Annotated in this window: 18 protein-coding genes; 5 read left to right on the plus strand and 13 right to left on the minus strand. The window is 67.7% G+C overall.

From position 1 onward, the window contains the following. The first annotated feature begins 1 nt into the window (after position 1). Complete coding sequence (locus AC1DIX_RS08965; protein ID WP_477323663.1) at positions 2-1,213, plus strand: pyridoxal phosphate-dependent aminotransferase; 1,212 nt, start codon at positions 2-4, stop codon at positions 1,211-1,213. Positions 1,214-1,217: 4 nt separating this feature from the next. On the opposite strand, the gene AC1DIX_RS08970 is transcribed toward AC1DIX_RS08965, so the two are convergent. Genes AC1DIX_RS08970 through AC1DIX_RS08980 form a run of 3 tightly spaced genes read right to left on the minus strand, consistent with a single transcriptional unit; the run spans position 1,218 to position 4,491 of the window. Beyond that, positions 1,218-2,585, minus strand: coding sequence for a hybrid sensor histidine kinase/response regulator (locus AC1DIX_RS08970; protein WP_477323665.1), 1,368 nt, complete (start codon positions 2,583-2,585; stop codon positions 1,218-1,220). A gap of 25 nt (positions 2,586-2,610) precedes the next feature. After that, a complete protein-coding gene (locus tag AC1DIX_RS08975; RefSeq protein WP_441934355.1) occupies positions 2,611-4,071 on the minus strand; it encodes an RAD55 family ATPase in 1,461 nt (486 codons plus the stop codon). Next, complete coding sequence (locus AC1DIX_RS08980) at positions 4,072-4,491, minus strand: hypothetical protein (RefSeq protein ID WP_441934354.1); 420 nt, start codon at positions 4,489-4,491, stop codon at positions 4,072-4,074. 191 nt (positions 4,492-4,682) lie between these two features. Between AC1DIX_RS08980 and AC1DIX_RS08985 the strand changes: the two genes are divergently transcribed. Beyond that, entirely contained in the window at positions 4,683-6,320 is a 1,638-nt protein-coding gene (locus AC1DIX_RS08985; protein WP_477323667.1) for a M28 family peptidase, read from the plus strand. Positions 6,321-6,323: 3 nt separating this feature from the next. Here the strand turns inward: AC1DIX_RS08985 and AC1DIX_RS08990 are convergent, their stop codons facing one another. Continuing rightward, complete coding sequence (locus AC1DIX_RS08990) at positions 6,324-7,214, minus strand: LysR family transcriptional regulator (protein WP_477323671.1); 891 nt, start codon at positions 7,212-7,214, stop codon at positions 6,324-6,326. A 114-nt stretch (positions 7,215-7,328) separates the two neighbouring features. Between AC1DIX_RS08990 and AC1DIX_RS08995 the strand changes: the two genes are divergently transcribed. The 3 genes from AC1DIX_RS08995 (at position 7,329) to AC1DIX_RS09005 (ending at position 11,108) form a co-directional block, all read left to right on the plus strand. Beyond that, a complete protein-coding gene (locus tag AC1DIX_RS08995; RefSeq protein WP_441934349.1) occupies positions 7,329-7,862 on the plus strand; it encodes a 2,4'-dihydroxyacetophenone dioxygenase family protein in 534 nt (177 codons plus the stop codon). A gap of 41 nt (positions 7,863-7,903) precedes the next feature. Then, positions 7,904-9,247 carry an MFS transporter gene (locus tag AC1DIX_RS09000; protein ID WP_441934347.1) on the plus strand — a complete coding sequence of 448 codons (1,344 nt, stop codon included), beginning with the start codon at positions 7,904-7,906 and terminating at the stop codon, positions 9,245-9,247. A gap of 103 nt (positions 9,248-9,350) precedes the next feature. Next, a complete protein-coding gene (locus AC1DIX_RS09005; RefSeq protein WP_477323677.1) occupies positions 9,351-11,108 on the plus strand; it encodes a DUF885 domain-containing protein in 1,758 nt (585 codons plus the stop codon). On the opposite strand, the gene AC1DIX_RS09010 is transcribed toward AC1DIX_RS09005, so the two are convergent. The 9 genes from AC1DIX_RS09010 to AC1DIX_RS09050 all read right to left on the minus strand — a co-directional run bounded on the left by AC1DIX_RS09010 (position 11,065) and on the right by AC1DIX_RS09050 (position 24,784). Then, positions 11,065-12,081, minus strand: a complete 1,017-nt coding sequence (locus tag AC1DIX_RS09010; RefSeq protein WP_477323679.1) for a fatty acid desaturase family protein — start codon at positions 12,079-12,081, stop codon at positions 11,065-11,067. The genes AC1DIX_RS09005 and AC1DIX_RS09010 overlap by 44 nt on opposite strands. 23 nt (positions 12,082-12,104) lie before the next feature. Continuing rightward, the gene (locus tag AC1DIX_RS09015; RefSeq protein ID WP_477323681.1) at positions 12,105-12,632 is read right to left on the minus strand and encodes a hypothetical protein; all 528 of its coding nucleotides are present in this window, start codon (positions 12,630-12,632) and stop codon (positions 12,105-12,107) included. Further along, positions 12,629-13,162, minus strand: a complete 534-nt coding sequence (def, locus tag AC1DIX_RS09020) for a peptide deformylase (protein ID WP_477323683.1) — start codon at positions 13,160-13,162, stop codon at positions 12,629-12,631. The genes AC1DIX_RS09015 and def overlap by 4 nt, the downstream gene beginning before the upstream one ends. After that, complete coding sequence (gene galU, locus AC1DIX_RS09025; RefSeq protein WP_441934338.1) at positions 13,159-14,034, minus strand: UTP--glucose-1-phosphate uridylyltransferase GalU; 876 nt, start codon at positions 14,032-14,034, stop codon at positions 13,159-13,161. The genes def and galU overlap by 4 nt, the downstream gene beginning before the upstream one ends. A gap of 17 nt (positions 14,035-14,051) precedes the next feature. Next, a complete protein-coding gene (gene ligA, locus AC1DIX_RS09030) occupies positions 14,052-16,415 on the minus strand; it encodes an NAD-dependent DNA ligase LigA (RefSeq protein WP_477323685.1) in 2,364 nt (787 codons plus the stop codon). Positions 16,416-16,424: 9 nt separating this feature from the next. Continuing rightward, positions 16,425-17,633: a cell division protein ZipA C-terminal FtsZ-binding domain-containing protein gene (locus AC1DIX_RS09035; protein WP_477323687.1), complete on the minus strand. Its 1,209-nt coding sequence runs from the start codon at positions 17,631-17,633 to the stop codon at positions 16,425-16,427. A gap of 11 nt (positions 17,634-17,644) precedes the next feature. Beyond that, the gene (gene smc / locus AC1DIX_RS09040) at positions 17,645-21,169 is read right to left on the minus strand and encodes a chromosome segregation protein SMC (RefSeq protein ID WP_477323689.1); all 3,525 of its coding nucleotides are present in this window, start codon (positions 21,167-21,169) and stop codon (positions 17,645-17,647) included. A gap of 253 nt (positions 21,170-21,422) precedes the next feature. Then, entirely contained in the window at positions 21,423-22,148 is a 726-nt protein-coding gene (locus AC1DIX_RS09045; protein ID WP_477323691.1) for a phosphatase PAP2 family protein, read from the minus strand. 149 nt (positions 22,149-22,297) lie between these two features. Then, positions 22,298-24,784, minus strand: coding sequence for a DUF1631 family protein (locus AC1DIX_RS09050; RefSeq protein ID WP_477323693.1), 2,487 nt, complete (start codon positions 24,782-24,784; stop codon positions 22,298-22,300). Between the last annotated feature and the right edge of the window lie 9 nt (positions 24,785-24,793).

Raw genomic sequence — 24,793 nt, forward strand, 5'->3', positions numbered from 1 at the left:
GATGCCAGATACACAGAATACCAGCGCGCTCGCGACCCGCGCTCTCCAGGTCGCATCCCGCGTCGACGCCATCGAACCCTTCCGCGTCATGGAAATGGTCAAGCAGGCTGCCGCCATGAGCCGCGCCGGCATCGACGTCGTCAGCATGAGCGTCGGCGAACCCGACTTCACCGCACCGGACATGGTGGCGCAGGCCGCCATGGAAGCGATCCGCGGCGGCGCCACCCAATACACCGAATCGCTGGGCCTGCCGGCGCTGCGCGAGGCGATTTCCGGCCACTATGCCCGCTTCTACGGCCTGGACATCGATCCGCGCCGCATCGTGGTCACCGCCGGCGCCTCGGCCGGCCTGCTGCTGGCCTGCGCCGCCCTGGTGGCCGAGGGCGACGAAGTCCTGATGCCGGACCCCTGCTATCCCTGCAACCGCCACTTCGTGAGCGCCTTCGGCGGCAAGCCGACCCTCCTGTATGCGAGCGCCGCGGAACGCTACCAGCTCACGGCGGCCCACGTGGCCGAGCATTGGCACGACCGCACCCGCGGCGTGCTGGTGGCCTCGCCCTCGAACCCGACCGGTACCTCGATGACCGTGCCGCAGGCGCGCGAGCTGCTGGCCGCCGTCAGGCAGCGTGGCGGCTTCGCCATCGTCGACGAGATCTACCAGGGCCTGTCCTACGACGGCAAGCCGGTCAGCGCCCTCGCGCTCGACGACAATGTCATCACCGTGAACAGCTTCTCGAAGTATTTCAGCATGACCGGCTGGCGCCTGGGCTGGCTGGTGGTGCCGGAAACCCTGGTGCCGGCGATCGAGAAACTGGCCCAGAACCTGTTCATCTGCGCGCCCACCATCGCCCAGCATGCCGCCCTGGCCTGCTTCCGCGACGACGCGCTGGAGATCTTCGAAGCGCGTCGCCTGGAATTCCAGCGCCGCCGCGATTTCCTGGTGCCGGCCCTGCGCGAACTGGGCTTTTCCGTGCCGGTGATGCCGGACGGCGCATTCTACGTGTACGCGGATATCTCGCACCTGCCGCACCGCCTCGCCGGCGACAGCACCGCTTTCGGCAAGGCGGTGCTGGAAGACGCCCATGTGGCGATCGTGCCGGGCGACGACTTCGGCTTCGCCGCGCCGAGCCGCCACGTGCGCTTTTCGTATGCGACCAGGTACGAGCGGATCGAAGAGGCGGTGCAGCGCCTCGGTGGCTTCCTGCGCAAATAAGGAATCAGAAATGCGGCTGCGAGGCGTCGATCAGCGGTAGCAGCGCATCCAGCCCGACCGGCTTGACCAGGTAGTGGTCGAAGCCGGCCTCGCGGCCTCGCGCTTCGTCCTCGGGCTGGCCGTAGCCGGTCAGGGCGATCGCCAGGGGCCGCGTGCTCTGCTCTCCCTTTCCCATCGTCGCGCGCACCGCGCGGATCAGGCCAAATCCATCCAGGCCAGGCAGGCCGACGTCGCACACGATCACGTCGTAAGGCCGCTCGAGCGCCGCCGCCAGGCCGCTGCGCCCGTCGAGCGCGGTCACCACCTCGTGTCCCTCTTCGCGCAGGCAGGCCGCCAGGGTGGCGCAGGTGTCCGGATTGTCTTCCACCACCAGCACCCGCTTGCGTCCGCCGGTAACGGCCACCTGGGCCGGGCCGCGGCCGATGCTGTGGCTGCCGGAGCGCGGCAGGCGCACCGTGAAGCAGCTGCCCTGGCCAGGRCCTTGGCTCTCCGCCGTCACCGTGCCGGCGTGCATGGACACCAGGTTGCGCACCACGTTCAGGCCGACACCGAGGCCGCCCTCGGAGCGCGCCAGCGAGCGCGGCCCCTGGGTGAACAGGTCGAAGATATAGGGGATGATTTCGGGCGCGATGCCGTTGCCGTCGTCGTCGATCGCCACCGATACCTCGTCGGCGTAGGCAGCAGCCCGCAAGTGCAGCCTGCCGCCGTCGCCGGTGTACTTGGAGGCATTCGCCAGCAGGTTGGTGAACACCTGGGTCAGGCGCACCTGGTCGCCCTCGACCAACACGTTTTCCGGCGGCAGTTCAAGCTGCAGGCTCTGGCGGCGTTCCTGGATACAGGGCTGCATGGTCTCGACCGCCTGCTGCAGCACGTCGGCCAGCACCAGCGGCTGGGTCGACAGGGTGATCTTGCCGCTGCTGATGCGGGCGGCGTCGAGCAGGTCGTCGAGCAGCTTGGCCATGTGGTCGACCTGGCGTGCGATCACGCGCGACAGCTTGTGCATCTGGGGCGAGGCGTCCGGGGCGCGTTCCAGCAGCGAGGCCGCCATGCCGATCGGCGACAGCGGGTTGCGCAGCTCGTGCGCCAGCATCGCGAGGAACTCGTTCTGGCGCCGGTTGGCGGCTTCGGCGTCTTCCTGGAGGTGCTGGGCCTGCACCGCCGCCAGCACCAGGTGCTCGTTGGCTTCGCGCAGCTGCTCCAGAGTGGATTCGAGGCGGCGCCGTTCGGCGGCGGCGGCGCGCAGGCTCTCGACTTCGTCTTCGAGGACGCGAATGCGGCGCAGCAGGTATTCCTCCGGCAGGGCAACGCGCGGCTCCTCGTGCGTGCTCGCGCGCTGTTGCGAGGCCGTGATGTCGTCGTCTTGCGGTTCCATTGCGTCCTCGCCCATGCCTTTCCCGTCAACGCCTTGGCGTCGGATGTCCCGTCAGCAGTCCGTCGTACTCGCTCGGCTTGCCATCGACCTCGATGCCAGCGTCCGTGATCCTGTATTCCCGTAATTCCGAACTGTGATCGCAGCCGCGCACCTTCACGACCATCATGATCTTGCGCAGTTCGCCTTCGATCTCGGCAAAGCGCAGGGACACCACGGCATCCGTCAGGAAGGACAAAGCGCTCGGGCTGAAGCGCAGGCCCATGTAATCGTCTTCCATGCCGACCGTCACCAGCGCGGTCACACCGCGCTTGGCCAGGGCGGTCAGGGTGCGGAATACCGCCAGGCGCAGGTCTGCGCGCACTTCCGGCGCCAGGTAGAGCTCGATCTCGGACAGCGAATCGATGACCACCCGGGTGGCGCCGGTGCGCTCGATCGCGCACATCAGCGCGTCCAGCAATTCCTCGACGCTGAGCGAAAGCGAACGGCTCTCGACCACCTCGACCTGGCCGGACTGCGACAGCGCGGCCAGTTCGGCGTTGCGCAGGCGCGCCGTGCCCTTTTCGAAATACAGGGCGACGCCCTTCTCGCCCAGGTCGGCGCCGGCCTGCAGGAAGCGGGTGCCGAGGATGGTCTTGCCGATGCCGGTCGGTCCGGACACCAGCATCGTGTGGCCTTGCGGCAGACCGCCGCGCAGCAGCTCGTCCAGTCCGGCGGTGCCGGTCGGGATGCGGCGCGGACTGCGGTCAACCGGGCTGCCCGGCAGGCGGTCGTCGGCCAGCGGCGGCAGCACGCGCGGATAGACGCGGATGCCGTCGTCGGTGATGCGCATGGTGTGCGAGCCCGTCATGTGGGCCTGGCCGCGCATCTTGTTGATGCGGATCTTGCGCAGCATCGAGTTGTCCTCGTTTGCCTGGATCAGCGTGATCATGCCGTCGGCCACGGTGATGATCGGATTGGCTTCGACGTCGGCCTGGGAATATTCGCCGATCAGGAAAGTGGTGGCCTGCCAGGTCGCCATCCGCGAACCGAGTTCCTGAATGAATTGCTGCAGGTCCGACAGCCCCTCGTTGCCACTGCGCGCAGATTGCATGACCGAGCGGAAGGAATCGACGAAGACAAGGCCGGGACCGAAATCCTCGACCTCGCGCATGATGCGTTCCAGTACTCCATGGAAATGGCCTGCTCGTAAATCATCGGCCAGGTTCACGTAGCGGATGTCGGGCCCGACCTTGGCCATGTCGAAGAAGGCGAACTGCTGCTGGTAGCGCAGCATCTTCAGCGGCGGCTCGCCCAGCACGGTAAAGAACAGGGCGCGCCGTTCGGGACCGGCCTGCGCGAACATGATCTGGTGCGCAAGCGTGGTCTTGCCGCTGCCGGGGGCGCCGGCGATCAGGGTGAAGGAATATTCGGTCAGGCCGCCGCCGAGGAGGACATCGAGGCCCGGAACCCCGGTTGCCAGCAATCCCAGGCGTACTTTGTCGGTCATTTACTTGTGCTCCTGTACATCTTCCGGTCCGTCCTGCTCCGAAGCCCTGGCCTGCTCGAGGAGCCGGGCCGTGAGCGCTTCGCCGATCAGCGACGACAGCTGTCTGGTGAATGTGTTCAGCAACTCCGCGTTCGCGATGTCGGCCACGGCGCGCTCGACGCCTGCCAGGTCGCGCTCCAACGCAACGAGCAGTCCGTCGATGGTCTTGCGCGAAGTATCCACGCTCAACCACTCGTAACGGACCGCCATCGTGCGGAGGGCGCGGCCGAACAATGCGCAAAAACCGCTCTCGCCGATCAGCGTGACCAACTGGCCACTGATGCGGCGCCACGGGCGCAGCCTGTACACGGCAGCGCTCGCCTGTGGCTGCGCCGTCCCGTCATCGCTGGATTGTCGCCGCTTGTTGTCGTCTCTTTCCATGCAGGTCAACTGGATTTATCTTGGTGCGGCACCGCCGAGGCGGCCAAGGCATGTGGTCCATATTRTAACGGGATCGCCGGACGGAGAATTGTAAAATCGTGACAATATTTTCCTGGCCGATTTAGTCGCCGCCACGCGCCAGGGACTGCTAAGATCCTTGCTTCAGACAAACACGACAACAAGACGTATCCATGCCAGACCGCCGATTCCGCGCCGCCCTGCTGGGCGCCACCCTGATTGCCGCCTTGCCCGCCATCCACGCCGCCGCTCCCGCCGCCGCACCCGCCGTGCTGGAAGCCCCGCTGCGCGCCCACCTGTCCTTCCTTGCCGACGACCTGCTCGAAGGCCGCGGCACCGGCCAGCGCGGCGGCGAACTCACGGTGCGCTACCTGGAAACCCAGGCCGCCGCGATCGGCCTGAAACCGGCCGCCGGCAAGGGCTATCGCCAGAAGGTCGAGCTGGTCGGCCAGAAGACCCGGCCCGGCAGCAGCCTGCGCTTCGAAGCCGGCGGCAAGACCATCGAGGCGGCCTTCGGCCAGGACGCCGTGTACGCCAATGCGAGCGGCCAGGCCGAGACCCGGCTGGACGCGCCCCTGGTCTTCGTCGGCTACGGCATCGACGCGCCCGAGGAACACTGGAACGATTTCGAGGGCGCCGACGTGAAGGGCAAGCTGCTGGTGGCGATGGTGAACGACCCGCAGCCGACCGCCACCGAGCCGCAGCGCTTCGCCGGCAAATCGCTGACCTGGTACGGCCGCTGGACCTATAAATTCGACGAGGCGCTGCGCCAGGGCGCGGCCGGGATCCTGCTGATCCATACGACGGCGTCCGCGTCCTATCCGTGGAGCGTGCCGGCCAACAGCTTCTCGCACGAGCAGTTCCACTTGGCCGGCCCCGGCAACGCGCTGCAGGGCTGGATCAGCGAAGACATGGCGCGCCGCCTGTTCGCGGCCGCCGGCCAGGACCTCGACCAGCTGCGCGCCCGCGCCGAGGTGAAGGGCTTCCGCCCGGTCGAGCTGAAAGCCAGCGCCCACGCCGAGGTGAAGAGCGCGGTACGCCAGGTGGCCGAGTACAACGTGGCGGGCATCGTGCCCGGCACCGATCCCAAGCTGCGCGAGGAAGCGGTCATCTATTCGGCCCACTGGGACCACCTCGGCATCGACGAACAGAACGGCCAGCCGGACCACATCTGGAACGGCGCCATCGACAACGGCTCCGGCACCGCGGCCCTGCTGGCTATGGCCCAGGCGGCGGTGGCCCATCCGGCGCGCCGGACCCAGATCTTCCTGTGGCCCTGCGCCGAGGAGCAGGGGCTGCTGGGCAGCCTGGCCTATACCCGCGCGCCGCTGTGGCCGCTGGCCAGGACCGCCGCCGACCTCAACCTCGACAGCATGAACTTCGTCGGCCCGACCCGCGACATGGGCGTACCCGGCGCCGAGCGCAGCTCCCTGCTCGAGACCTCGCGCCAGGTGGCGAAGGCCATGGGCCTGAGCCTGGCGCCCAGCGTGCCGGACCTGGGCGGCGCCTACTACCGCGCCGACCACTTCATGTTCGCCAGGGCCGGCGTCCCCGCCTTCAACGTCGGCTCGGCCGTGTTCTCCGGCGACGGCAGCTTCGCCTTCGTCCACGATCCGGCGGCCTCCGGCAGCCGCATGCGCGCCTTCACCAAGGACTACCACCAGGTCAGCGACCAGTACGACCCGGGCTGGGACCTGTCGGGCATGGTGCAGCAGGCCCAGTTCACCCTGAACCTGGGGTATGCGGTGGCGAATGCGCCGGCGATGCCGGTGTGGCGCGCGGGCGAGGCCTGGGGCAGGGTGAAGCGCTGAATCTCAGTCGCCGAAGCACTCTTCCATGAAGCCGAGGAAGGCCCGCACGCGCGGGCTCAGGTGCTTGCGGCCCTGGTAGACCACGTAGAGCGGCTCCTGGGCCGGCGCGCGAAAGGCTTCCAGCACCGGCACCAGCCGGCCGCTCCTCAGGTCGTCGCGGATGTGGAACTCGGCCAGACGCACCAGGCCCAGGCCGCTTCTCGCCAGCTCGAGCAGCATGTCGCCGAGGTTCGCTCCCACGTTGCCCTGCGCCGGCACCGCCTTTTCCACGCCGTTCTCGACCAGCGGCCAGGCGTTCCAGTCCGTGCGCTGGGTAAAGTTCAGGCAGTTGTGATGCGCGAGGTCGCCTGGTACCGCCGGCGTGCCGTAACGCGCGAGGTAGCCCGGCGCCGCGCAGATGATCCAGGGGCTGTGCAGCAAGCGCCGCGCCACCAGCGACGAATCGGGCAGCGGTCCGCCCTGGATCGAGACGTCGATCCGGTGCTCGATGAAATCGACTGCCTCGTTTGACAGCACGAATTCGACCCGCAGCCTGGGGTGGCGCGCGAGGAAGTCGCCGATCGCCGGCGCCAACTGATACTTGGCGAAGGTCACCATCGAGTGGATGCGCAGGGTGCCGCTGACCTCGTCGGAGCAGGCCTTCACCGCGTTCTCCGCGCTTGCGAGGGCCGCGAACACGCCCTGCCCTTCCTCGTACAACGCTCGCCCGGCCTCGGTCAGGCTGAGTGCGCGCGAACTGCGCTGCAGCAGGCGTGCATCGAGCCGGGCCTCGAGGCGCGACACCAGCTTGCTTACCGCGGACGGGGTCAGGTCCAGCCGGCGCGCAGCCGCGGAAAAACTGCCGCTGTCGACGGCAGCAAAAAACACTTCCAGCTCACCCAGGGGAATCGGCACTGCTGCTCCATCTGTGAAATTTTGTCAAAGCCCATTGACGATTATCGCATTTACCACGGCCCGTGCGCAGCGCAAGATGCAACCCTCATTCATCGTATCGATAAGAGGTATCACGTGTCCAAATCCCTAGAGCGCACCCATCCCAGCAGCCTGGTCGGCTTTGCCCAGCCAATTCCCCGTTTTGCGATCCAGGACCTGGTCGTACCCGACGCCATTCCGGAAGACGAGCGCGAATGGGTGCCGCAGGCCCCGAACGTCTGGTTCCGCCCACTGATCCTGAATGTCACCCAGGGCTACTTCGTCAACGTGCTGCGGGTGCGCAAGAGCGGCGTGCTGTCGCGCCATCGCCATGACGGCCCGGTTCACGCCGTCGTGCTGAAGGGCCGCTGGTACTACCTGGAACACGACTGGACCGCGATCGAAGGCTCCTACGCCCACGAGATCCCCGGCGAGATCCACACGCTGTACGTGCCGGAAGACGTCACCGAAATGCGCACCCTGTTCCACGTCACCGGCGCCTACACCTACCTCGACGAGGAAGGCCGCCCGGTCGGCTACGAAGACGTGTTCACCAAGCTGGAGGCGGCCATAAAGCACTACGAAGCCGTGGGCCTGGGTACGGACTACGTGAAGAAGTTCATTCGCTGAACGCAGTGCCGGGCGGCGTGCCGCCCTGGAGGAGACAAGACATGAATACCGATACCACCCGTTTAGCCGTGCCGCTCCCTCAGGAAGGAGCGGCCGACGAGACCGCGCGCGTCTACCGCAAGATCACCCTGCGCCTGGTTCCCTTCCTTTTCATCTGCTACGTCGCGTCCTACCTGGACCGCATCAACATCGGCTTCGCCCAGCTGCAGATGAAGCAGGACCTGGGCTTTTCCGACGCCGTCTACGGCCTGGGCGCAGGAATTTTCTTCTTCGGCTACGCGCTGTTCGAGGTGCCGAGCAACCTGTTACTCGAAAAGTTCGGTGCGCGCAAGACCCTGCTGCGCATCATGCTGCTGTGGGGCCTGACCTCGGCCGGCATGATGTTCGTGACGACCCCAACGCAGCTGTACGCCGCCCGCTTCCTGCTCGGCCTGTTCGAAGCCGGCTTCTTCCCCGGCATCATCCTCTACTTCACCTACTGGTATCCCTCGCACATGCGGGCAAGAATCATCGCCCTGTTCATGTCGGGAATGGCGGTGGCGGGCATCATCGGCGGCCCGCTGTCGGGCTGGATCATGAAGGACCTGGCTGGCGTGAACGGCTGGGCGGGCTGGCAGTGGATGTTCCTGCTCGAAGGCATGCCGGCGGTGGCGCTCGGGCTGCTGGTGTGGTTCCTGCTGTGCGACCGCCCTGCAGAAGCGAAATGGCTGTCGGCGCAGGAGAAGGACGTGGTCGAGCGTACCCTGCAGCGGGACCGCCAGGCCCTGGGACCGTCGCGCCACGGCTCCCTCAAAGGCGCGCTGCGCGATCCAAAGATCTACATCCTGGCGTTCGCCTACTTCGCCTTTATCGCCGGCACCTATGTGATCACCTTCTGGCTGCCGACCATCATCAAGGGTTTCGGCCTCGCCGATCCGCTGCGGATCGGCCTCCTCACCGCGATTCCCTACGTGATCGGCGCGATCGGCATGATCGCACTCGGCAAGCATTCGGACCGCACCCGCGAACGCCGCTGGCACTCCGCGTGCGCGGCCTTCCTCGGCGGCGCCGGCCTGGTGGCGGCAAGCCTCCTGACCGGCAACCTGCCGCTGGCCCTGGTCGCCTTATCCTTCGCTACCATCGGCATCTTCGCCACCATGCCGCTGTTCTGGGCGATGCCGACAGCCTATCTGTCCGGCCCGGCCGCGGCGGGCGGGATTGCGCTGATCAATTCGATCGGCCTTATCGGCGGCTTCGTCAGCCCCTTCGTGATCGGCTGGATGAAAACCGTCACCGGCAGCGTCAACTACGGCCTGTACTTCGTGACGGGGCTGATGGTGCTGGGGGCGATCGTGCTGCTGGCGGGCGTTCCGGCGGAGGCGCTGCGCGAGAAACGGACGGGCTGAGTCCTGCCTGATCGCTTGCCGACGGCCCCGCGTGGGGCTGTTTTCGTTTATTCTGCGCCGTGAGCCCAGGCTCATCCGATCCGCCGTCCACTCCGGGAAGAACATGACAAGAAAACCGGGCGCCGCCCTTTTCCTGGCGCTGTCGCTGTGTGCCAGCGCCAACGCATCATCCGCCGCCACCACTGCCGACAAACGCTTCCAGTCGATCCATGAGCAGGAATGGCAATGGCGCATCGCCCAGCACCTGGCCGACAACGAGGACCTGCCCCAGGGCAGGCGCCCGGAACTGCCCCACGTCGATGCCGCCACCCAGGAAGAACGGCGCCGCTACTGGGAAGGCGTGCTGAAGCGCCTCGACGGCATCGATCCCGGCACGCTGTCCAAACCCGAGCGCATCAACTACGCCGTCTACCGCGCCCAGATCCAGGCACTGTACGAAGCCCAGCGCTTCCGCGAATACGAGCAGCCGGTCAACGCCGACAGCTCCTTCTGGACCGACATCACCTATGCCGCACGGCGTCCGTTCAAGTCGGCGCAGGAGTACCGCGACTACATCGCCCAGCTGCGCGACATGCCGCGCTACTTCCGCGAGCAGCTGGCGAACATGCGCGCCGGCCTGGCGCGCGGCTTCACGCCGCCGCGCGTGACCCTGGCCGGACGCGATGCGCCGCTGGCCTCGGTGGCGGAAGCGAAGACACCGCAGGACACGATCTTCTACACGCCTTTCCGCAACATGCCTTCGGCGATCCCGGCGGCCGAACAGGAGCGCCTGCGCGCGGAAGGCGCGGCCGCGATTCGCGACGCCGTGCAGCCGGCCCATGCCGAAGTGCTGGCCTTTGTACGCAGCGAGTACTTCCCGAAATCGCGCGTCGCCCTGGCCGCGGGCAGCCTGCCGGACGGCCGCGCCTACTATCAATCGAAGATCGTCGAGTACACCACCACCTCGCTGAGCGCCGACGAGATCCACCGGATCGGCCTGGCCGAGATGGCGAAGATCCGCGCCGAGATGCAGGAGACCATGAACCAGGCCGGCTTCAAGGGTGACCTGCCGGCCTTCCTGGCCTTCCTGCGCAGCGATCCGCAGTTCTATGCGAAGACACCCGAAGAACTGCTGATGCGAGCCGCCTGGATCGCCAAGAAGTTCGACGGCAAGGCCGAGCAGTACTTCGGCTACCTGCCGCGCCGCCGCTTCGGCATCAATCCGGTGCCGCCCGACCAGGCGCCCTACTACACCTCGGCGCGCGGCGGTCCCGGCGTCTACCTGGTGAACACCTATAACCTGCCGGCCCGCGCCCTCTACAGCCTGCCGGCCCTGACCCTGCACGAATCGGCGCCCGGCCACGCCTTCCAGATGCCGGTGGCAATGGAACAGCAAGGCGTGCCGCCCTTCCGCAGGGCGTATATCTCGGCCTATGGCGAGGGCTGGGCCCTGTATTCCGAACGCCTCGGCACCGAGATGGGCATCTACGAGACGCCCTATGAAATGTTCGGCATGCTGAGCTACCAGGCCTGGCGCGCGGCGCGCCTGGTGGTCGACACCGGCATCCACGCCCAGGGCTGGACCCGCGAGCAGGCGCAGGCCTATATGCACGACAACACGGCACTGTCCGATCACGAGATCGAGACCGAAGTCGACCGCTACATCTCCTGGCCGGGCCAGGCCCTGTCCTACTACCTGGGCGAGATGGCGATCATGAATGCGCGCAAGAAGGCCGAGGCGGCGCTCGGGCCGAAATTCGACATCCGCGCCTTCCACGACACCGTGCTGCAGCTCGGGTCCGTGCCGCTGCCGGTGCTGGAAGCGCGCATCGATACCTTCATTGCGGAGGGCGGGAAGTCGCCGTATCCGCGCAAGGACTGAACCCTCCTCGACCTGTCATGCGCCTGAGCACCTGCACGTAGCCGCGTTCGAGCGGCGCGCCGGCCTCATAGGCCCCATGCTCGCGCAGCCAGCGATGGAAGCGCGGCAGCTGCCAGGCCGGCACCGCCGGCACCAGATGGTGTTCGAAGTGGTAGTTGACATAGTTCGGCGCCACCGTCAGCCGCTCCCACCACGAAGCCAGCACGGTGCGCGTATTGCGCCAGATGTCGGGCTCGCGGGTGCCCGGCAGCGCGCCATGCTCGGCGGCGTTGCGGATGCGGCTGTACAGCATATAGGTGGTCAGCCAGGCGACTGGCCACAACAGATAGGTCCAGGCCTGCCCGGCGGCGGCGCAGGCGGCGAGCATGAGCGCATTCGCCAGCGCGCAACGCCAGCTGTTGCGCAGCAGCGTACGCGCGCTCAGCACGCGCTTCTCCCCGGCGCGGGCGCGGTAGCTGTAGCCGCTGCGCTGGTCGGCGCTCGCATACAGCAGCATCAGGGCGGCGAAGGCGCGCAGGCCTGAGCGTCCGCTCAGATCGCGCAACAGCTTGCGGCGCAGCGAGGCGGGGCTGACCGGGTAGTTTTCGTAATTCGGCAGGTCGGGATCGCCATCGGTGCCCGCCTGCTGGTGATGGGTGAAGTGGTAGCGGCGGTAGATGCCGAGTTCGACGAACATCGGCGCCGCGCACAGCCACTGGCCGACCCATTCGTTCAGCGCGGCGGTCCTGAACAGCGAACGGTGCGCGGTCTCGTGCATCAGGATGCCGAGACCGAGCTGGCGGCCGCCCAGCACGATCAGCGCGATCAGCGCGAGCGCCACGGTCAAGGGATTGGTGCGCCACATGACGAGCCCGAAGCAGGCCGCGATCAGGCCCCAGTTGAAGGCCAGCATGCGCCAGCTCGCCAGGTCGGACTTCGCCAGGAAAGGACGGATCTGCTCGCGCGGGAGAGGCTGGGTCCAGTCGAGGCGCATGGCGGCTCCGGTTCAGGGGTGGCTTATTCGAACAGCTTCAGTTTCAGCTGCACCGAAATCCCGCCGTACAAGCGATCCTTGTAGCTCGGGATGATGCCGACATTGACGCCCACCCGCCGGTATTCGTAGGTCAGGGTCGGCACCACGGCCGGGAACCAGCCGCCGTCGCGCATGTGCGGATAGCCGTTGAAGGCGGCGATCGCCGCACCCAGGCGCACCGGGCCGATCGCATAGGGCTGCCAGATCAYGCCGGCATAGTTCGAGTATTCGCGGTCGCTGTTGTAGAAGCGTCCGACGGTGGCCGCCATCGTGCCCGAGAAGCGGTACTCGCCGCCGAGGCCCCAGTTGGCGCCGTTCAGGTCCTTGTCGCGATTGAAGTGCCAGGTGGCGAAGCCGCTGTCGATCCAGAGCTCGCTCTTCGGCGCGGCGTCGATCTTCGTGAACAGCTCGTCGGCATGGGCGGCCGGTGCCAGCGCAGCCAGCGCAGCCAGCGCAGCCAGCGCAGCCAGCGCCAGGCAGGCTGCCGCGGTCTTAGGGAAAAACGTGTTCAATCGTCTGCTTTCGGATCGAGATGGGGAAACATCACTTCGGTGAAGCCGAAGCGGGAAAAGTCCTTGATGCGCATCGGGTAGAGGATGCCCAGCAGGTGGTCGACCTCGTGCTGCACTACGCGCGCATGGAAACCGTCGACCTCACGACTGATATGTTTTCCATATTGATCGAAGCCTTCGTAATGCAAACGCGTATGACGGGGCACGCTGCCGCGCAGGCCCGGCACCGACAGGCAGCCTTCGAAGCCCTCTTCCATCTCGCTTGATAACGGGGTCAGGACCGGATTGATCAGCACCGTCTCCGGCACCGCGGGGGCGTCCGGATAGCGCTGGTTCTGGCCAAAGCCGAAGATCACCAGCTGCAGGTTGACGCCGATCTGCGGCGCGGCCAGGCCGGCGCCGTCGACCGCGTGCATGGTCTCGAACATGTCGGCAACCAGCGCGTGCAGCCCGGGCGTGTCGAATTCCTTCACCGGTTCGGCCACACGCAGCAGGCGCGGATCGCCCATCTTCAGAATCTCGTGGATCATTTCAGCTCCTTCAGGAACTCGGCGAAGCCGGCCGCCGTTTCCGGATGCTTCAGGCCCATCGCCGCGGTCGCCTTCAGGTAACCGAGCTTGGAACCGCAATCATAGCGCTGTCCGGCATAGCGGTAGGCCAGCACGCGCTCGTCGGCCATCAGCGAGGCGATACCGTCGGTGAGCTGGATTTCGCCGCCGGCGCCGGCGCCGATCCTGGCGAGGTGCCCGAAGATCGAGCCGGACAGCACGTAGCGGCCGACCACCGCCAGGGTCGACGGCGCCTCGTCCGGCTGCGGCTTCTCGACGATGCCCGACACCAGCTCCAGGTCCGGGCGGTAGGCGCTGGCGCTGACGATGCCGTACTGGCGGGTGTTCGCGCGTGGGACGTCCTGCACCGCCAGCACGCTGCATTTCTCGTAGTCGTAGAGGTCGGTCATCTGGGCCAGCACCGGCTTGTGGCCGGGCGCGCTGTCCATGAAGTCGTCGGCCAGCAGCACTGCGAACGGTTCGTTGCCGACCACCGGCCGGGCGCACAGCACGGCGTGGCCCAGACCCAGCGGCTCGGACTGGCGGATATAGATGCAGTTGACGTTCTTCGGGATCACGCCGCGCACCAGCTTCAGCAGCTCTTCCTTGCCATGGGCCTCCAGCTCGGCCTCGAGTTCGTAGGCCTTGTCGAAGTGGTCTTCGATGGCGCGCTTGTTGCGGCCGGTGATGAAGATCAGCTCGGTGACGCCGGCGGCGACCGCCTCCTCGACCGCGTACTGGATCAGCGGCTTGTCGACAATCGGCAGCATTTCCTTCGGCTGCGCCTTGGTGGCGGGCAGGAAGCGGCTGCCGAGGCCGGCCACCGGGAATACGGCCTTCTTGATTGCACTCATTCTGCCTCCGTCAGGGTTCATTTGGGCAGCAGCGCCAGCAGGCCTGCCTCGTCCAGCACGGTCACGCCCAGGCTCTCGGCCTTTTCCAGCTTGCTGCCCGCCTCAAGCCCCGCCACCACATAGGAAGTCTTCTTCGACACCGAGCCGGACACCTTGCCGCCGGCCGCCTCGATCAGGGCGCCGGCCTGGTCGCGCGACATGGTCGGCAAGGTTCCGGTCAGCACGAAGGTCTTGCCCGCCAGCGGGCCTTCTTCGCCCGCCGGCGCCTGTTCCGGCAACTGCGCCAGCAGCTCGCGCCGCAGGTCGGCGATCTTCTGCACGGTCTCGCGGTTGGCGGGCACCGCCATCCACTCTTCGAGCGCGGCGGCGATCGCCTCCGGCAGGCCGAACACGCTGAAGATCTTGAGGTGGGCCAGGTCGTCCAAGCTGCGTCCGTCCGCCAGCAGCTGCCTTGCGCGCGGCTCGGTCAGTTTCGGGATGCCCAGCGCGGCCAGCAGCTGCACCTCGTCGAGGCGCTCGCGCAGCTGGGCCCTGGGCGCATGTTCGCCCTGCGGTTCGACCCCGGCGGCCAGCAGCGCATCCAGCGCGGCCTGGTTCTTCGGTTCGGCAAAGAATTCGGCAATCGCCTCGGCCACGGTGCCGCCGATGTCGGGCAGGACACGCAGCAGCGCGGCCGGGGCGCGTCGCACCAGCGCCAGGCTGCCCAGCCAGTCGGCCAGGGTCTTGCCGGTCGATTCGCCCACGTGGCGGATGCCGAGCGCGAACAGCAGGCGCTCCAGCGGCGGGCGCCTGCTGGCGGCGATCGCGGCCAGCAGGTTGTCGGCCCACTTGGTCGCCACCTTGCCCTGCTTGAGCGCGGGCTTGTCCGATTCGGGCGTGCTGCCGTCGCGCTCGTCGGCCAGGCGTTTCATGGCCAGCAGGTCGTCCAGGGTCAGGCGGTAGAGGTCGGCCACGCCGTGGATCAGGTTGCACTCGACCAGGCTGTCGATGTAGCGGTCGCCCAGGCCTTCGATGTCCATCATGCGGCGGCCGGCGAAGTGGCGGATCGCTTCCTTGCGCTGGGCCGCGCAGGTCAGGCCGCCGGAGCAGCGCGCCACCGCCTCGCCCTCTTCGCGCACCACGTGGGAGCCGCACACCGGGCAGGTCTTCGGCAGCTCGTAGACGGCCGGCGCGGGCTGCGGACGGCGCTCCAGCACCACCGCCAGCACCTCGGGGATGACGTCGCCGGCGCGCCGCACGATTACGGTGTCGCCGATGCGCACGTCCTTGCGGCGCACTTCATCCTCGTTATGCAGGGTGGCGTTGGTGACGGTCACGCCGCCGACCGACACCGGCGTCAGGCGCGCCACCGGTGTGATGGCGCCGGTACGGCCCACCTGCACGTCGATCGCCTGGACCGTGGTCAGCGCTTCCTCGGCCGGGAATTTGTGGGCCAGCGCGAACCGCGGGGCGCGCGAGACGAAGCCGAGCCGCGCCTGGTCGGCGATGCGGTCGACCTTGTAGACCACGCCGTCGATCTCGTAAGGCAGGGACTTGCGCTTCTCGCCGATCGAGCCGAAGTAGTCGAGGATGCCTTCGCAGCCCTGCACCACCGCGCGCTCCTTCGACACCGGCAGGCCGAGGCGTTCGAACCAGTCCAGCACAGCGGAGTGCGATTGCGGCATCGCCGCGCCTTCGAGCACGCCGATACCGTAGGCGAAGAAGCGCAGTTTGCGCTGGGCCGTGATGCGGGCGTCGAGCTGGCGCAGGCTGCCGGCGGCGGCGTTGCGCGGATTCGCGAATTCCTTCTGCCCAAGCTCGCGCTGGCGCTGGTTCAGGCGCTCGAAGTCCTGCTTGAACATCAGGACTTCGCCGCGCACTTCCAGCACCTCGGGAATATCCTCACCCTGCAGGCGCAGCGGGATCACCTTGATGGTGCGGATATTGGCGCTGACGTCCTCGCCGGTATAGCCGTCGCCACGGGTGGCGGCCTGCACGAACACGCCGTTCTCGTAGCGCAGGCTGATCGCCAGGCCATCGAACTTGAGCTCGGCCGCATACGCGACCCGGGCGCCGTTCGGCAGGTCCAGGCCTTCGCGCACGCGGCGGTCGAAGTTGTCGATGTCCTCGCTTGAAAAGCCGTTGTTCAGCGACAGCATCGGCATCGCGTGCGTCACCTGGCTGAATTCCGGGATCGGCGCGCCGCCCACGCGCGAGGTCGGCGTGTCGTTCGACACCGCTTCCGGATGCGCCGCTTCCAGCGCCTGCAGTTCGCGGAACAGCTTGTCGTACTCGGCGTCGGGAATGGTGGGCGCGTCGAGCACGTGGTAGTTATAGATGTGGTGGTTCAGCTCCTTGACCAGCCACGCCATCCGCTCGAGGTAGTTCTGCTGCTCGCTCATGAAAAAGCCTCAGCTGAACAGGCGCAGCGCGCGGGTCGAGCCGGCCGGGATGTCGGCCGCTTCCATCTCCTGGTAGAACTCGCCGACCTGGCCGGCGATCTCGCCCAGTGCCGCATCGAGCAGCGGCTGGTCGAAGTCGTCGACGATGGCGGCGTCCAGGCGCAGCTCCAGCGACTTGGCGCAGGCGACCATCTTGCCGAAGCCGTCGCGGGCCGGGGCCACGCAGGGCACGTCGAGCAGCAGGGTTAGGCGCGAAGTCGTATCGGCGCCCAGGTTGACGTTGGTCGACAGGGTGAACAGGACCCCGCCCGCAGTCCCCTCTTCCTTGTCGGGCATCGCGAAGCGGCCGTCCGGACGCACGTCGAAGCCCTGGCTCTCGAGCGCGCCGATCAGGGTCGACATCGCCCACGGCGCGCCCTTCGAGGCCAGGTTCACGCCCAGCTGGGCATCGTGGCCGGCGACGAAGCGGTGCAGGTTCTTCGCTTCGCTCATCACCTCGATCATGTCCGGCACTTCCGGCTCGGCGCCAATCTCGTCGGCCACCGCGCGCAGGCGGGTGACCATCTCCGAGTATTCGAGTTCGTTCAGCGAGGTGGTGCGGGTGGCCAGCTGGACGCCGGCCTGCAGCTTGGTGTAGACGCCGCCATGCACGATCGGCTCCCAGTCGCCGTTCACGGCCAGGCCGACGAAGTGGACCGGCTTGTTGCCGACGCGGCGCAGCTTCAGCAGCGCGGGCAGGATCTTGTCGCCGCGCAGGGCGCCTTCGGTGTTCAGCGGGATCAGGCAGTCGATCAGCGGGTCGACCAGGTTCTCGGCCAGCTGGGCCGGCGGCGTGTCCGGCTTGGCGCCCGGCAGGCCGGCGAGCGGATCGAGGGTGGCGCCGGCAGACGGTCCGGCCGAGGCAGCGGCGCCAGCGCCGGCGGCGCCGTGCTGGGATTCGCGCACCGAAGGTTCGGCAAGCGCATCGGCCCCGGCCAGCTCGGCAAACGGCGCGTCCACGTTGGCATCCAGGACCGGCTCGTGGCGGTCGACGGCGCCGGTCTCGCCCAGCACCGGCTCGGCGGCGCCGCGTTCGGGCGCCGCCCCGCCCTTCATCAGGACGTCGTCATGGTCGGAGGCGAAGGCGCGCTCGACGCTCTTCCTCGCCTTGTACTCCTGCCACTTGTTGTAACCGAAGACGCCGGCCACGAACACGCCGCCCGCGGCAACCAGGCTCATCTCTAAATCTGTCATGCTGCTTGTGCCTCTTGTGCAAAATTCGCGGCGGACTCCATGTCCACCGCCACGATGCGCGATACGCCCTGCTCCTGCATCGTCACACCGATCAGTTGGTTGGCCATCTCCATCGCGATCTTGTTGTGCGAGATGAAGAGGAATTGGGTATGGTCGGACATCCGCTTGACCATGCGGCAGAAGCGCTCGGTATTGGCGTCGTCCAGGGGCGCGTCCACCTCGTCGAGCAGGCAGAACGGCGCGGGATTCAAACGGAACATCGAGAACACCAGGGCCGTCGCCGTCAGCGCCTTTTCGCCGCCCGACAGCAGGTGGATGGTGGCGTTCTTCTTGCCCGGCGGCTGGGCCATCACCTGCACGCCGGCGTCGAGGATTTCCTCGCCGGTCATCATCAGCTTGGCGGTGCCGCCGCCGAACAGGATCGGGAACAGCTCCGAGAAGTTGGCGTTGACGCGGTCGAACGTATCCTGCAGCAGGTCGCGCGACTCGCGGTCGATGCGTGCGATCGCCCCCTCCAGCGTGGCGATCGCTTCCTGCAGGTCGGCATTCTGGGAATCGAGGAAGCGCTTGCGCTCGGTGGCCTGGGCCAGTTCCTCGACCGCCGCCAGGTTCACCGCGCCGAGCGCCGTGATCGCATTGGTCAGGCGCGTCACCTCGCCCTGCAGGTATTGCGGCTTCATGTCGGGCTGCAGCTTCTGCGACAGCTCGGCCTCGTCGGCGCCGGTCGCGCCCAGGGCTTCCGCGAACTGTTCCTGGTTCAGGCGCGCGGCCTGTTCCTTCAGCTGCATCTCGGTGATGCGCTCGCGCTGCGGCTGCAGGCTGCGTTCGGCCGCCATGCGCGCTTCCTCGGCCGCGCGCAACTGCTGCGTGAGCTGGTCGAGTTCGTGGCGGGCGTCGGCCAACGCCTGTTCCTGGGCGGTGCGGCGCGCCAGCAATTCCTGCAGGCCTTCGGCCGCGGTGCCGGACTCCAGCGCCTCGAGCTCCATCTTGCCAGAGCCTATGCTTTCCAGGACCTGTTCGGCCTGCTGGTTGGCGGTGGCGATGGTGCGGCGCAGTTCCTCGATGCGGGTGCGCTGGGTCTTCTCGGCGAACACCGCTTCCTGGGCCGCGCGTTCCAGCTCGCGCAACTTGTCGCGCGCTTCGTTCAAGGCGCGCTCCTTGTCCAGGAAGGCGGTCTGGCCGTCTTCGTGCGCGCCCTGCAGCTCGGCCAGTTCCATGTCGAGCTCTTCGAACTCGGCCTCGGCCTCCATCTTTATCTGGCGCTGTTCGGCTTCCTGGGCCGCGATCTCGTCGAGATCGGCGGAAATCTGGCCGCTGCGCTGGTTGAAGCGGGCCTCGACCTCGGCCTGCTTCACGACCTCGATCTGCAGCGCGTGCACTTCCCTCTGCAGGGTCGCGACCTTCTGGCGGCCGTCCTGCAGCCGGCGCTGCAGCTCGCTCACCGCGGCGTCGGCGCGGGTGGAACGGGTGCGCGCTTCGTCCAGCAGCAGGGCCTGGGCGCGCAGCTGCTTGGTGATGTTGTCGATCTCGTGCTGGCGCGCGAGGACGCCATCCTGCTCGGCGTCGGCGGCATAGAAGCGCACGCTGGAGCGGCTGACGATGTGGCCGTGCGGCGTGACGAAGCAGCCGCCTTCCGGCAGGCGCTCGCGCTGTGCCAGGGCGGCGCCCGGATCGTCGGCCGCGTAGACGTCGTGCAGCCAGTCGTCGAGCAGGCCGCGCAGGCCCGGATCGTTCAGCTTCAGCAGGCTGGCAAAGGGTTTCAGGCCGTGGTGGTCGTGCGGAGCGGCAGCGCCGGTCGATGGCGTGTACAGCGCCATGCGGGCCGGCGGGGCATCCCCGAAGAAGCCGCGCGCCCAGTCGAGGTTCGAGATCTCCAGTGCGCCGGTACGCTCGCGCAGGACGGATTCCAGCGCGGTCTCCCAGCCGGTCTCGATGTCGAGCTTCTGCCACAGGCGCGGCAGCTTGTCGAGTTCGTGCTTCTGCAGCCAGGGCTGGACCTTGCCCTGGGTCTGGACCCGCTCCTGCAGCTGGCGCAGGGCCGACAGGCGCGCTTCCAGCCTGGCATTGGCGGCACTCTCCTGCTGGACCTGGGCGTGGGCGTCGCGGCGTTCCTGCTCGCTCGATTCCTGGCGGCTGGCGGCTTCTTCCAACAACAGGTTCTGCTCTTCGAGCTGTAGCTGCTTTTCTTCCAGCTGCATGCGCAGGTTGTCGAGCTGGCCGGCATCCGGCAGGTTCAGGTTGCCGCGCTCCTGCTGCAGGCGCTCGCGGCGCGTGCCGAGTGTCGCGAGGATGTTCGAAGCATTGCGCTGGTGGGCCGACGACAGCTCGATGCGCTGCTGCACCTGCATGATGCGGGCCCGCGATTCAGTGGACTTCTCCTGGGCCGCGCGCCAGGCGGCGTCCAGCTCCGGCAGGCGCTCGTTCTGGGCCTCGACGGCGATCTGCGCCCCTTCGACACGCGCCGCCAGTTCTTCGAGGCGGTACTCCGCTTCCTCGATCTGCTCCTGGGTATCGCGCGCCTGGTTCAGCCATTGTTCGCGCTGGGCGGTGAGCGTGCCGATCTGGTTCTGCAGGCGGGTGCGCGACTCGACCACGAACTTGATCTGCGCCTCCAGGCTGCCGATCTCGGAATTGGTCTGGTACAGCTCACCCTGGGCCGCGTGCAGGCGGTCGCCGGTGGCGTAATGGGCCTGGCGCATGCGTTCGAGTTCCAGCTCGAGGTGGCGCATCTTCGCGTTCTGCTCTTCGAGGCCGGTCTGGGCCTGTTCCATCTCGAGGAACCAGCGCGTCTGTTCGGCCTTGGCCTCGTTCTTGCGCAGCAGCCAGAGCAGCTTCTGCTTTTCTTCCTGGTCGGCCTGCAGTTGGTGGAAGCGGTTCGCTACCGCCGCCTGGGCTTCGAGCTTTTCCAGGTTGGCGTTCAGCTCGCGCAGGATGTCCTCGACGCGGGTCAGGTTCTCGCGGGTATCCGACAGGCGGTTCTCGGTCTCGCGGCGCCGCTCCTTGTACTTGGAGACCCCGGCCGCCTCTTCCAGGAACACGCGCAGCTCTTCGGGGCGCGACTCGATGATCCGCGAGATCATGCCCTGGCCGATGATGGCGTAGGCGCGCGGGCCGAGGCCGGTGCCGAGGAAGATGTCCTGGATGTCGCGCCGGCGTACCGGCTGGCCGTTGATGTAATAGGTCGAGGTGCCGTCGCGCGTCAGGGTGCGCTTGACGGCGATCTCGGCATACTGCCCCCATTGCCCGGCCGCCTTGCCGTCGCTGTTGTCGAACACCAGCTCGACCGATGCGCGCCCGGCCGGCTTGCGGTAGGTGGAGCCGTTGAAGATCACGTCCTGCATCGACTCGCCACGCAGCTCGGAGGCTTTCGATTCGCCCAGCACCCAGCGTACGGCGTCGATGATGTTCGACTTGCCGCATCCGTTCGGGCCGACCACGCCGACCAGCTGCCCCGGCACCTGGAAATTGGTGGGATCGACGAAAGACTTAAATCCCGACAATTTGATGGAGGATAGACGCACGTTTGCTCAGGGTGGAGTGGGAGCTGTGAAAAACCGCATCATACCATCTGTTCCTTGCTTTACGGCCAAGATTTGGCGTCGCTTTCCGCTCTCGGCACCCGCGACGGCCCGATTGCTTCCTTTGTTACGCGACCTTCGATCGTCCCTGGCGCGCGCCCCAAGGCGCCCATCAACATTCGAGCAAGGAAACTTGCCAGGACGTGGCATTTTTCAATGCCAGTCCAATTTCTCAGGATTGCCGAACGCCCCTGAGTCAGGTACAGAGGACGCCGAAGCGGCGCTTCTCCGGCGCGCACGGCGGCACGTAGGGTCCCAGGGCCGGCTGCCAGCCGTTGCGCAGCCAGACGCGGTCGCTGCCGGACAGCTTGAGGGCGGCTGCCGTCAGCCATTGGTGGGAATTGATCGGGTCGGCGCGCGGCAGCAGCAGGGTCGCCGCCAGCAGACCAAGCAGCAGCGGCTGGGGCTTGCTGTCGCCGGCGCTGCGGGTGTGAGCGATAAAGAGGCCGGCGCAGGCCAGGCCCAGCATGCAGCCGGCCACCGCTTCGCTGGCCGAGTGGGCGCCGACCTTGACGCGGGCCGCCGCTACCGCTAGCGCGAGCAGGACGCCGGCAAGCACCGCAGCGCGCAACCAGCCGCCTGTGCGCCGGTCCCGGCCACCCGGCCGGGATTCCGTGCGCCGGTCCTCGCGCCTGAAGCCGCGCCTTTCCATCAGCAGGAACAGCGCGACCGGAAAGACGGCAGCGGCGCGCGTCGCATGGCCGGAAAAGCCGGTGAATTCCAGGTCGCGCACGCCGATGCCCCAGCCGAGGAAGGCCACCTGGCTGGCCACCGCGATGAACACCGCCCCACCGAACAGCAGGCACCACGCCAGCGCCAGCCGCCAGCAGCGCGCCCCGACCAGCCTGGCGGCGATGGCGACGGCGAGCAATGCGGTGACGTTCAGGCCGCCGAGGGCGGATAGGTGGTACCACCAGATCATGGCTAGTCGAGGATGTGGATGGGTCGGCTCGACTATAGCGCAGGATGCGCGGACGGGAGAACACGCAGTCGCCCGGCGCCGTGTCAACGTCATGACGGCGAACGCGGGAATGACGGTTCTGGGGCTAGGGACTCAGGCGGCCGCCACCGTCATGCCCGGCACTGCCGGACATCGCTAGAAGCATCATTGACCGCCCCGGCCTGCATCGCCGCCGACAGCACCTGCCCCACCACCCCATCGATGGCCAGCACGCGCGCCGTGCCCGCATGCAGCAGTTCGGCAAACTTTTCGGCCGACAGCGAGAAGGCCTCGCGCCGCCCGGCCCCGGAAAAGATGAACAGTGTGCGCAGTGGGCTGACCCAGGCCAGCTTGACCTTGCGCGCCCCTTCCGCCGTGCGGAATTCGAACCACATGCCGCGCTCCAGGCCGTCCACCGGCGAGATCATCTGCTGGCGCGCCTCTTCCTGTTCGGCGGCCAGCTGCTCCAGTTCGACCCGCCGCAGCGCGTCCTGCTGGGCCGCCTCGACGGCCAGTTCCAGCTGGCGTTCCGGCGACAGTTCGATCGGCGCCCGCACGATCGAGGCATGGCATTCGGCCAGGCGGGCAAAGAATTGCAGGCGCTCGGCGTCCTGCCACTTGATCGCATCGAGCCATTTGTTCAGCGTCGACAGCAGGCGCGGCAGCTTGCCGATCAGGGCCTTGCGCTGTTCCTGGGTCTGCTTCGGCTTGACGCTCCAGATCAGGTCGTCCATCGCGCGGGTGGCATTGCCGACCGCGCCCGGCTTGTCTGCCTCGATGCTGTAGGCGAAGGTCATGACCGTGGTCCAGCGCTCTTCGAGGAAACCGCTGACCACCTGTTCGACGTCGCCGGCTTTTACGCGCAAGGCGACGGTGTCGCGCGCGGCGCGGCTCGCGACCTGCAGCTTTTCCTGTTTCAGGGCGCCGGCCACCGGACCGGCCATCGCCCGCTGCTGGGCGTCCTCCTCGGCGGCGATGCCCGCCTCGAGTTCGGCCACGGCTTCGGCGAAGGCGTCAAGACCCGCTTCGCCGGCCCCGCCGACCCGCTCGACGCTGCGCCGCATCACCTGGAACAGCGGATCGTCGGCGTCCTTGCGCTGCTCCCAGCCCATGCGCGACAGCAGGTCGACCAGGCGCCGCGCCGGATGCGCTTCCTCGAAGAAGAAGTTCTTGTCCAGCAGGGCCGCCTTCAGCACCGGTACCTGCAACAGCTGCAGCAGCTCGCGGGTCTGGGACGGGATGCTGTCGTCCAGCAGCACGGTCTCGAACACGCGCGACAGCAGGCCGAGGGTGCTTTCGTCGCCGCGCGACAGGCTGCCCTTCGGCAGGCTCTGTGCGAAGCGCGGCAGGTAGAACACATTGTGCGGCAACGTGCCGGCCACGGCCGGGACCATGCCTGCGGGCGGCGCCTGCCCCTGGACCTGGGCCTGGGCCTGGGCCTGCAGGGTCGGCTCGACGCGCGCCAGCAGTTCCAGCAGCGGCGCGACCTGGCCCGGGACCAGGATGGCGCCGTCCTGCGCCATGCCGGAAACGCACGGCAGCCCGGCGATCGGTGCCAGGCCGGCAGAGACCGGGACGGCGCCGGCGGCTTGCGCGCCAAAGGAAGCGGCCGCGCCCGCGAAGGAAGCATCGCCGCCGCTCACTGCCACGCTCACCGGCTGCACACCCGGGCTTGCGCCCTGATGCGCCGCGGCCGCAAAGCCCGGCGCAGGCCTCGCCTCGCCCTTCTCTTCCGACGCCTGGGCCTGAGCGAAGCCGGCCGCCGCGCTGGGCCGCCAGCCGCCGGTCCCCGCCGGCATCTCGGGCAGATCGGGAATCAGCGGCACCGCCGGCAGGCCGTCGCCATCGTCGCCGAACAGCTTGCGCAGCTGCTCGGCCAGCGCCGCCTTGCCGCTGGCGCGCGCCGCACGGGCCGCCGCCGCGTCGTCGGTCTTCTGGATGCGGTAAGCCTCGACCGAGCCGGGCTGGCCGTCCTTGCGGGTCAGGGCCTCGACCAGGGCTTCGTAGAGGGGCGCGAAATCGAAGACCAGTTCGGGCCGCAGCAGGCCCCGGATCAGGTCGTGGCACTCTTCTTCCGGCTCGAACTCGCGCCAGGCTTCTTCCAGCGCCTTCAGGAAGACTTCCGGGCGGAAGGGATTGGCGTCGGCGCGCAGCACGCCCTTGCCCAGCAAGAGGCCGAGGCGGACCGAGAGGGTCGCCAGCTGCTCGGAATGGGCGATGTCGAAGGGACGGGTGATGGCACCGAAAGCGACCTTGCCGTCCATGACCTCGAGCGGCACCAGGCTGAGTGTGGCGGGAGCGGCCTTGCCGGCGGCATGCTGGGGCCGCAGGCGCTCGAGTTCCTGGCGCAGGGCGAGTTCGATGCCGGTGCTGGCCAGGTGGAAGAAGGCGTAGCTGTTTTCCTTGAGCAGCTTGCCGGAGCGTACGCGCCGGTAGACTTCGCGCGTGTCCAGGCCGGGCTGGTCGACGTCCGCCAGGGCCGCGCCGAAGCGGCCTATCATCGGCGTAAGCTGCTCCTTGAGCTGGCCGGCTGCGATACCGACGAGCGACTCCAGCACCGCCTGCTGCTGGGAGGCGGCCTGACGCGCTGCCGGACTCTGGACTCGGCTGGATGACATGGTGGATGG

This window comes from Massilia sp. 05N420 (assembly GCF_056397205.1).

Excerpts from the sequence above, each read along its gene's own strand:
- galU (WP_441934338.1), bottom strand. The coding sequence starts at position 14,034 with ATGAGTGCAATCAAGAAGGCCGTATTCCCGGTGGCCGGCCTCGGCAGC.
- AC1DIX_RS09005 (WP_477323677.1), top strand. The coding sequence starts at position 9,351 with ATGACAAGAAAACCGGGCGCCGCCCTTTTCCTGGCGCTGTCGCTGTGT.
- AC1DIX_RS08980 (WP_441934354.1), bottom strand. The coding sequence starts at position 4,491 with ATGGAAAGAGACGACAACAAGCGGCGACAATCCAGCGATGACGGGACG.
- AC1DIX_RS09000 (WP_441934347.1), top strand. The coding sequence starts at position 7,904 with ATGAATACCGATACCACCCGTTTAGCCGTGCCGCTCCCTCAGGAAGGA.
- AC1DIX_RS09010 (WP_477323679.1), bottom strand. The coding sequence starts at position 12,081 with ATGCGCCTCGACTGGACCCAGCCTCTCCCGCGCGAGCAGATCCGTCCT.
- AC1DIX_RS08965 (WP_477323663.1), top strand. The coding sequence starts at position 2 with ATGCCAGATACACAGAATACCAGCGCGCTCGCGACCCGCGCTCTCCAG.
- AC1DIX_RS09045 (WP_477323691.1), bottom strand. The coding sequence starts at position 22,148 with ATGATCTGGTGGTACCACCTATCCGCCCTCGGCGGCCTGAACGTCACC.
- AC1DIX_RS08975 (WP_441934355.1), bottom strand. The coding sequence starts at position 4,071 with ATGACCGACAAAGTACGCCTGGGATTGCTGGCAACCGGGGTTCCGGGC.
- AC1DIX_RS09035 (WP_477323687.1), bottom strand. The coding sequence starts at position 17,633 with ATGAGCCTGGTTGCCGCGGGCGGCGTGTTCGTGGCCGGCGTCTTCGGT.
- AC1DIX_RS08985 (WP_477323667.1), top strand. The coding sequence starts at position 4,683 with ATGCCAGACCGCCGATTCCGCGCCGCCCTGCTGGGCGCCACCCTGATT.
- AC1DIX_RS09050 (WP_477323693.1), bottom strand. The coding sequence starts at position 24,784 with ATGTCATCCAGCCGAGTCCAGAGTCCGGCAGCGCGTCAGGCCGCCTCC.
- ligA (WP_477323685.1), bottom strand. The coding sequence starts at position 16,415 with ATGAGCGAGCAGCAGAACTACCTCGAGCGGATGGCGTGGCTGGTCAAG.
- def (WP_477323683.1), bottom strand. The coding sequence starts at position 13,162 with ATGATCCACGAGATTCTGAAGATGGGCGATCCGCGCCTGCTGCGTGTG.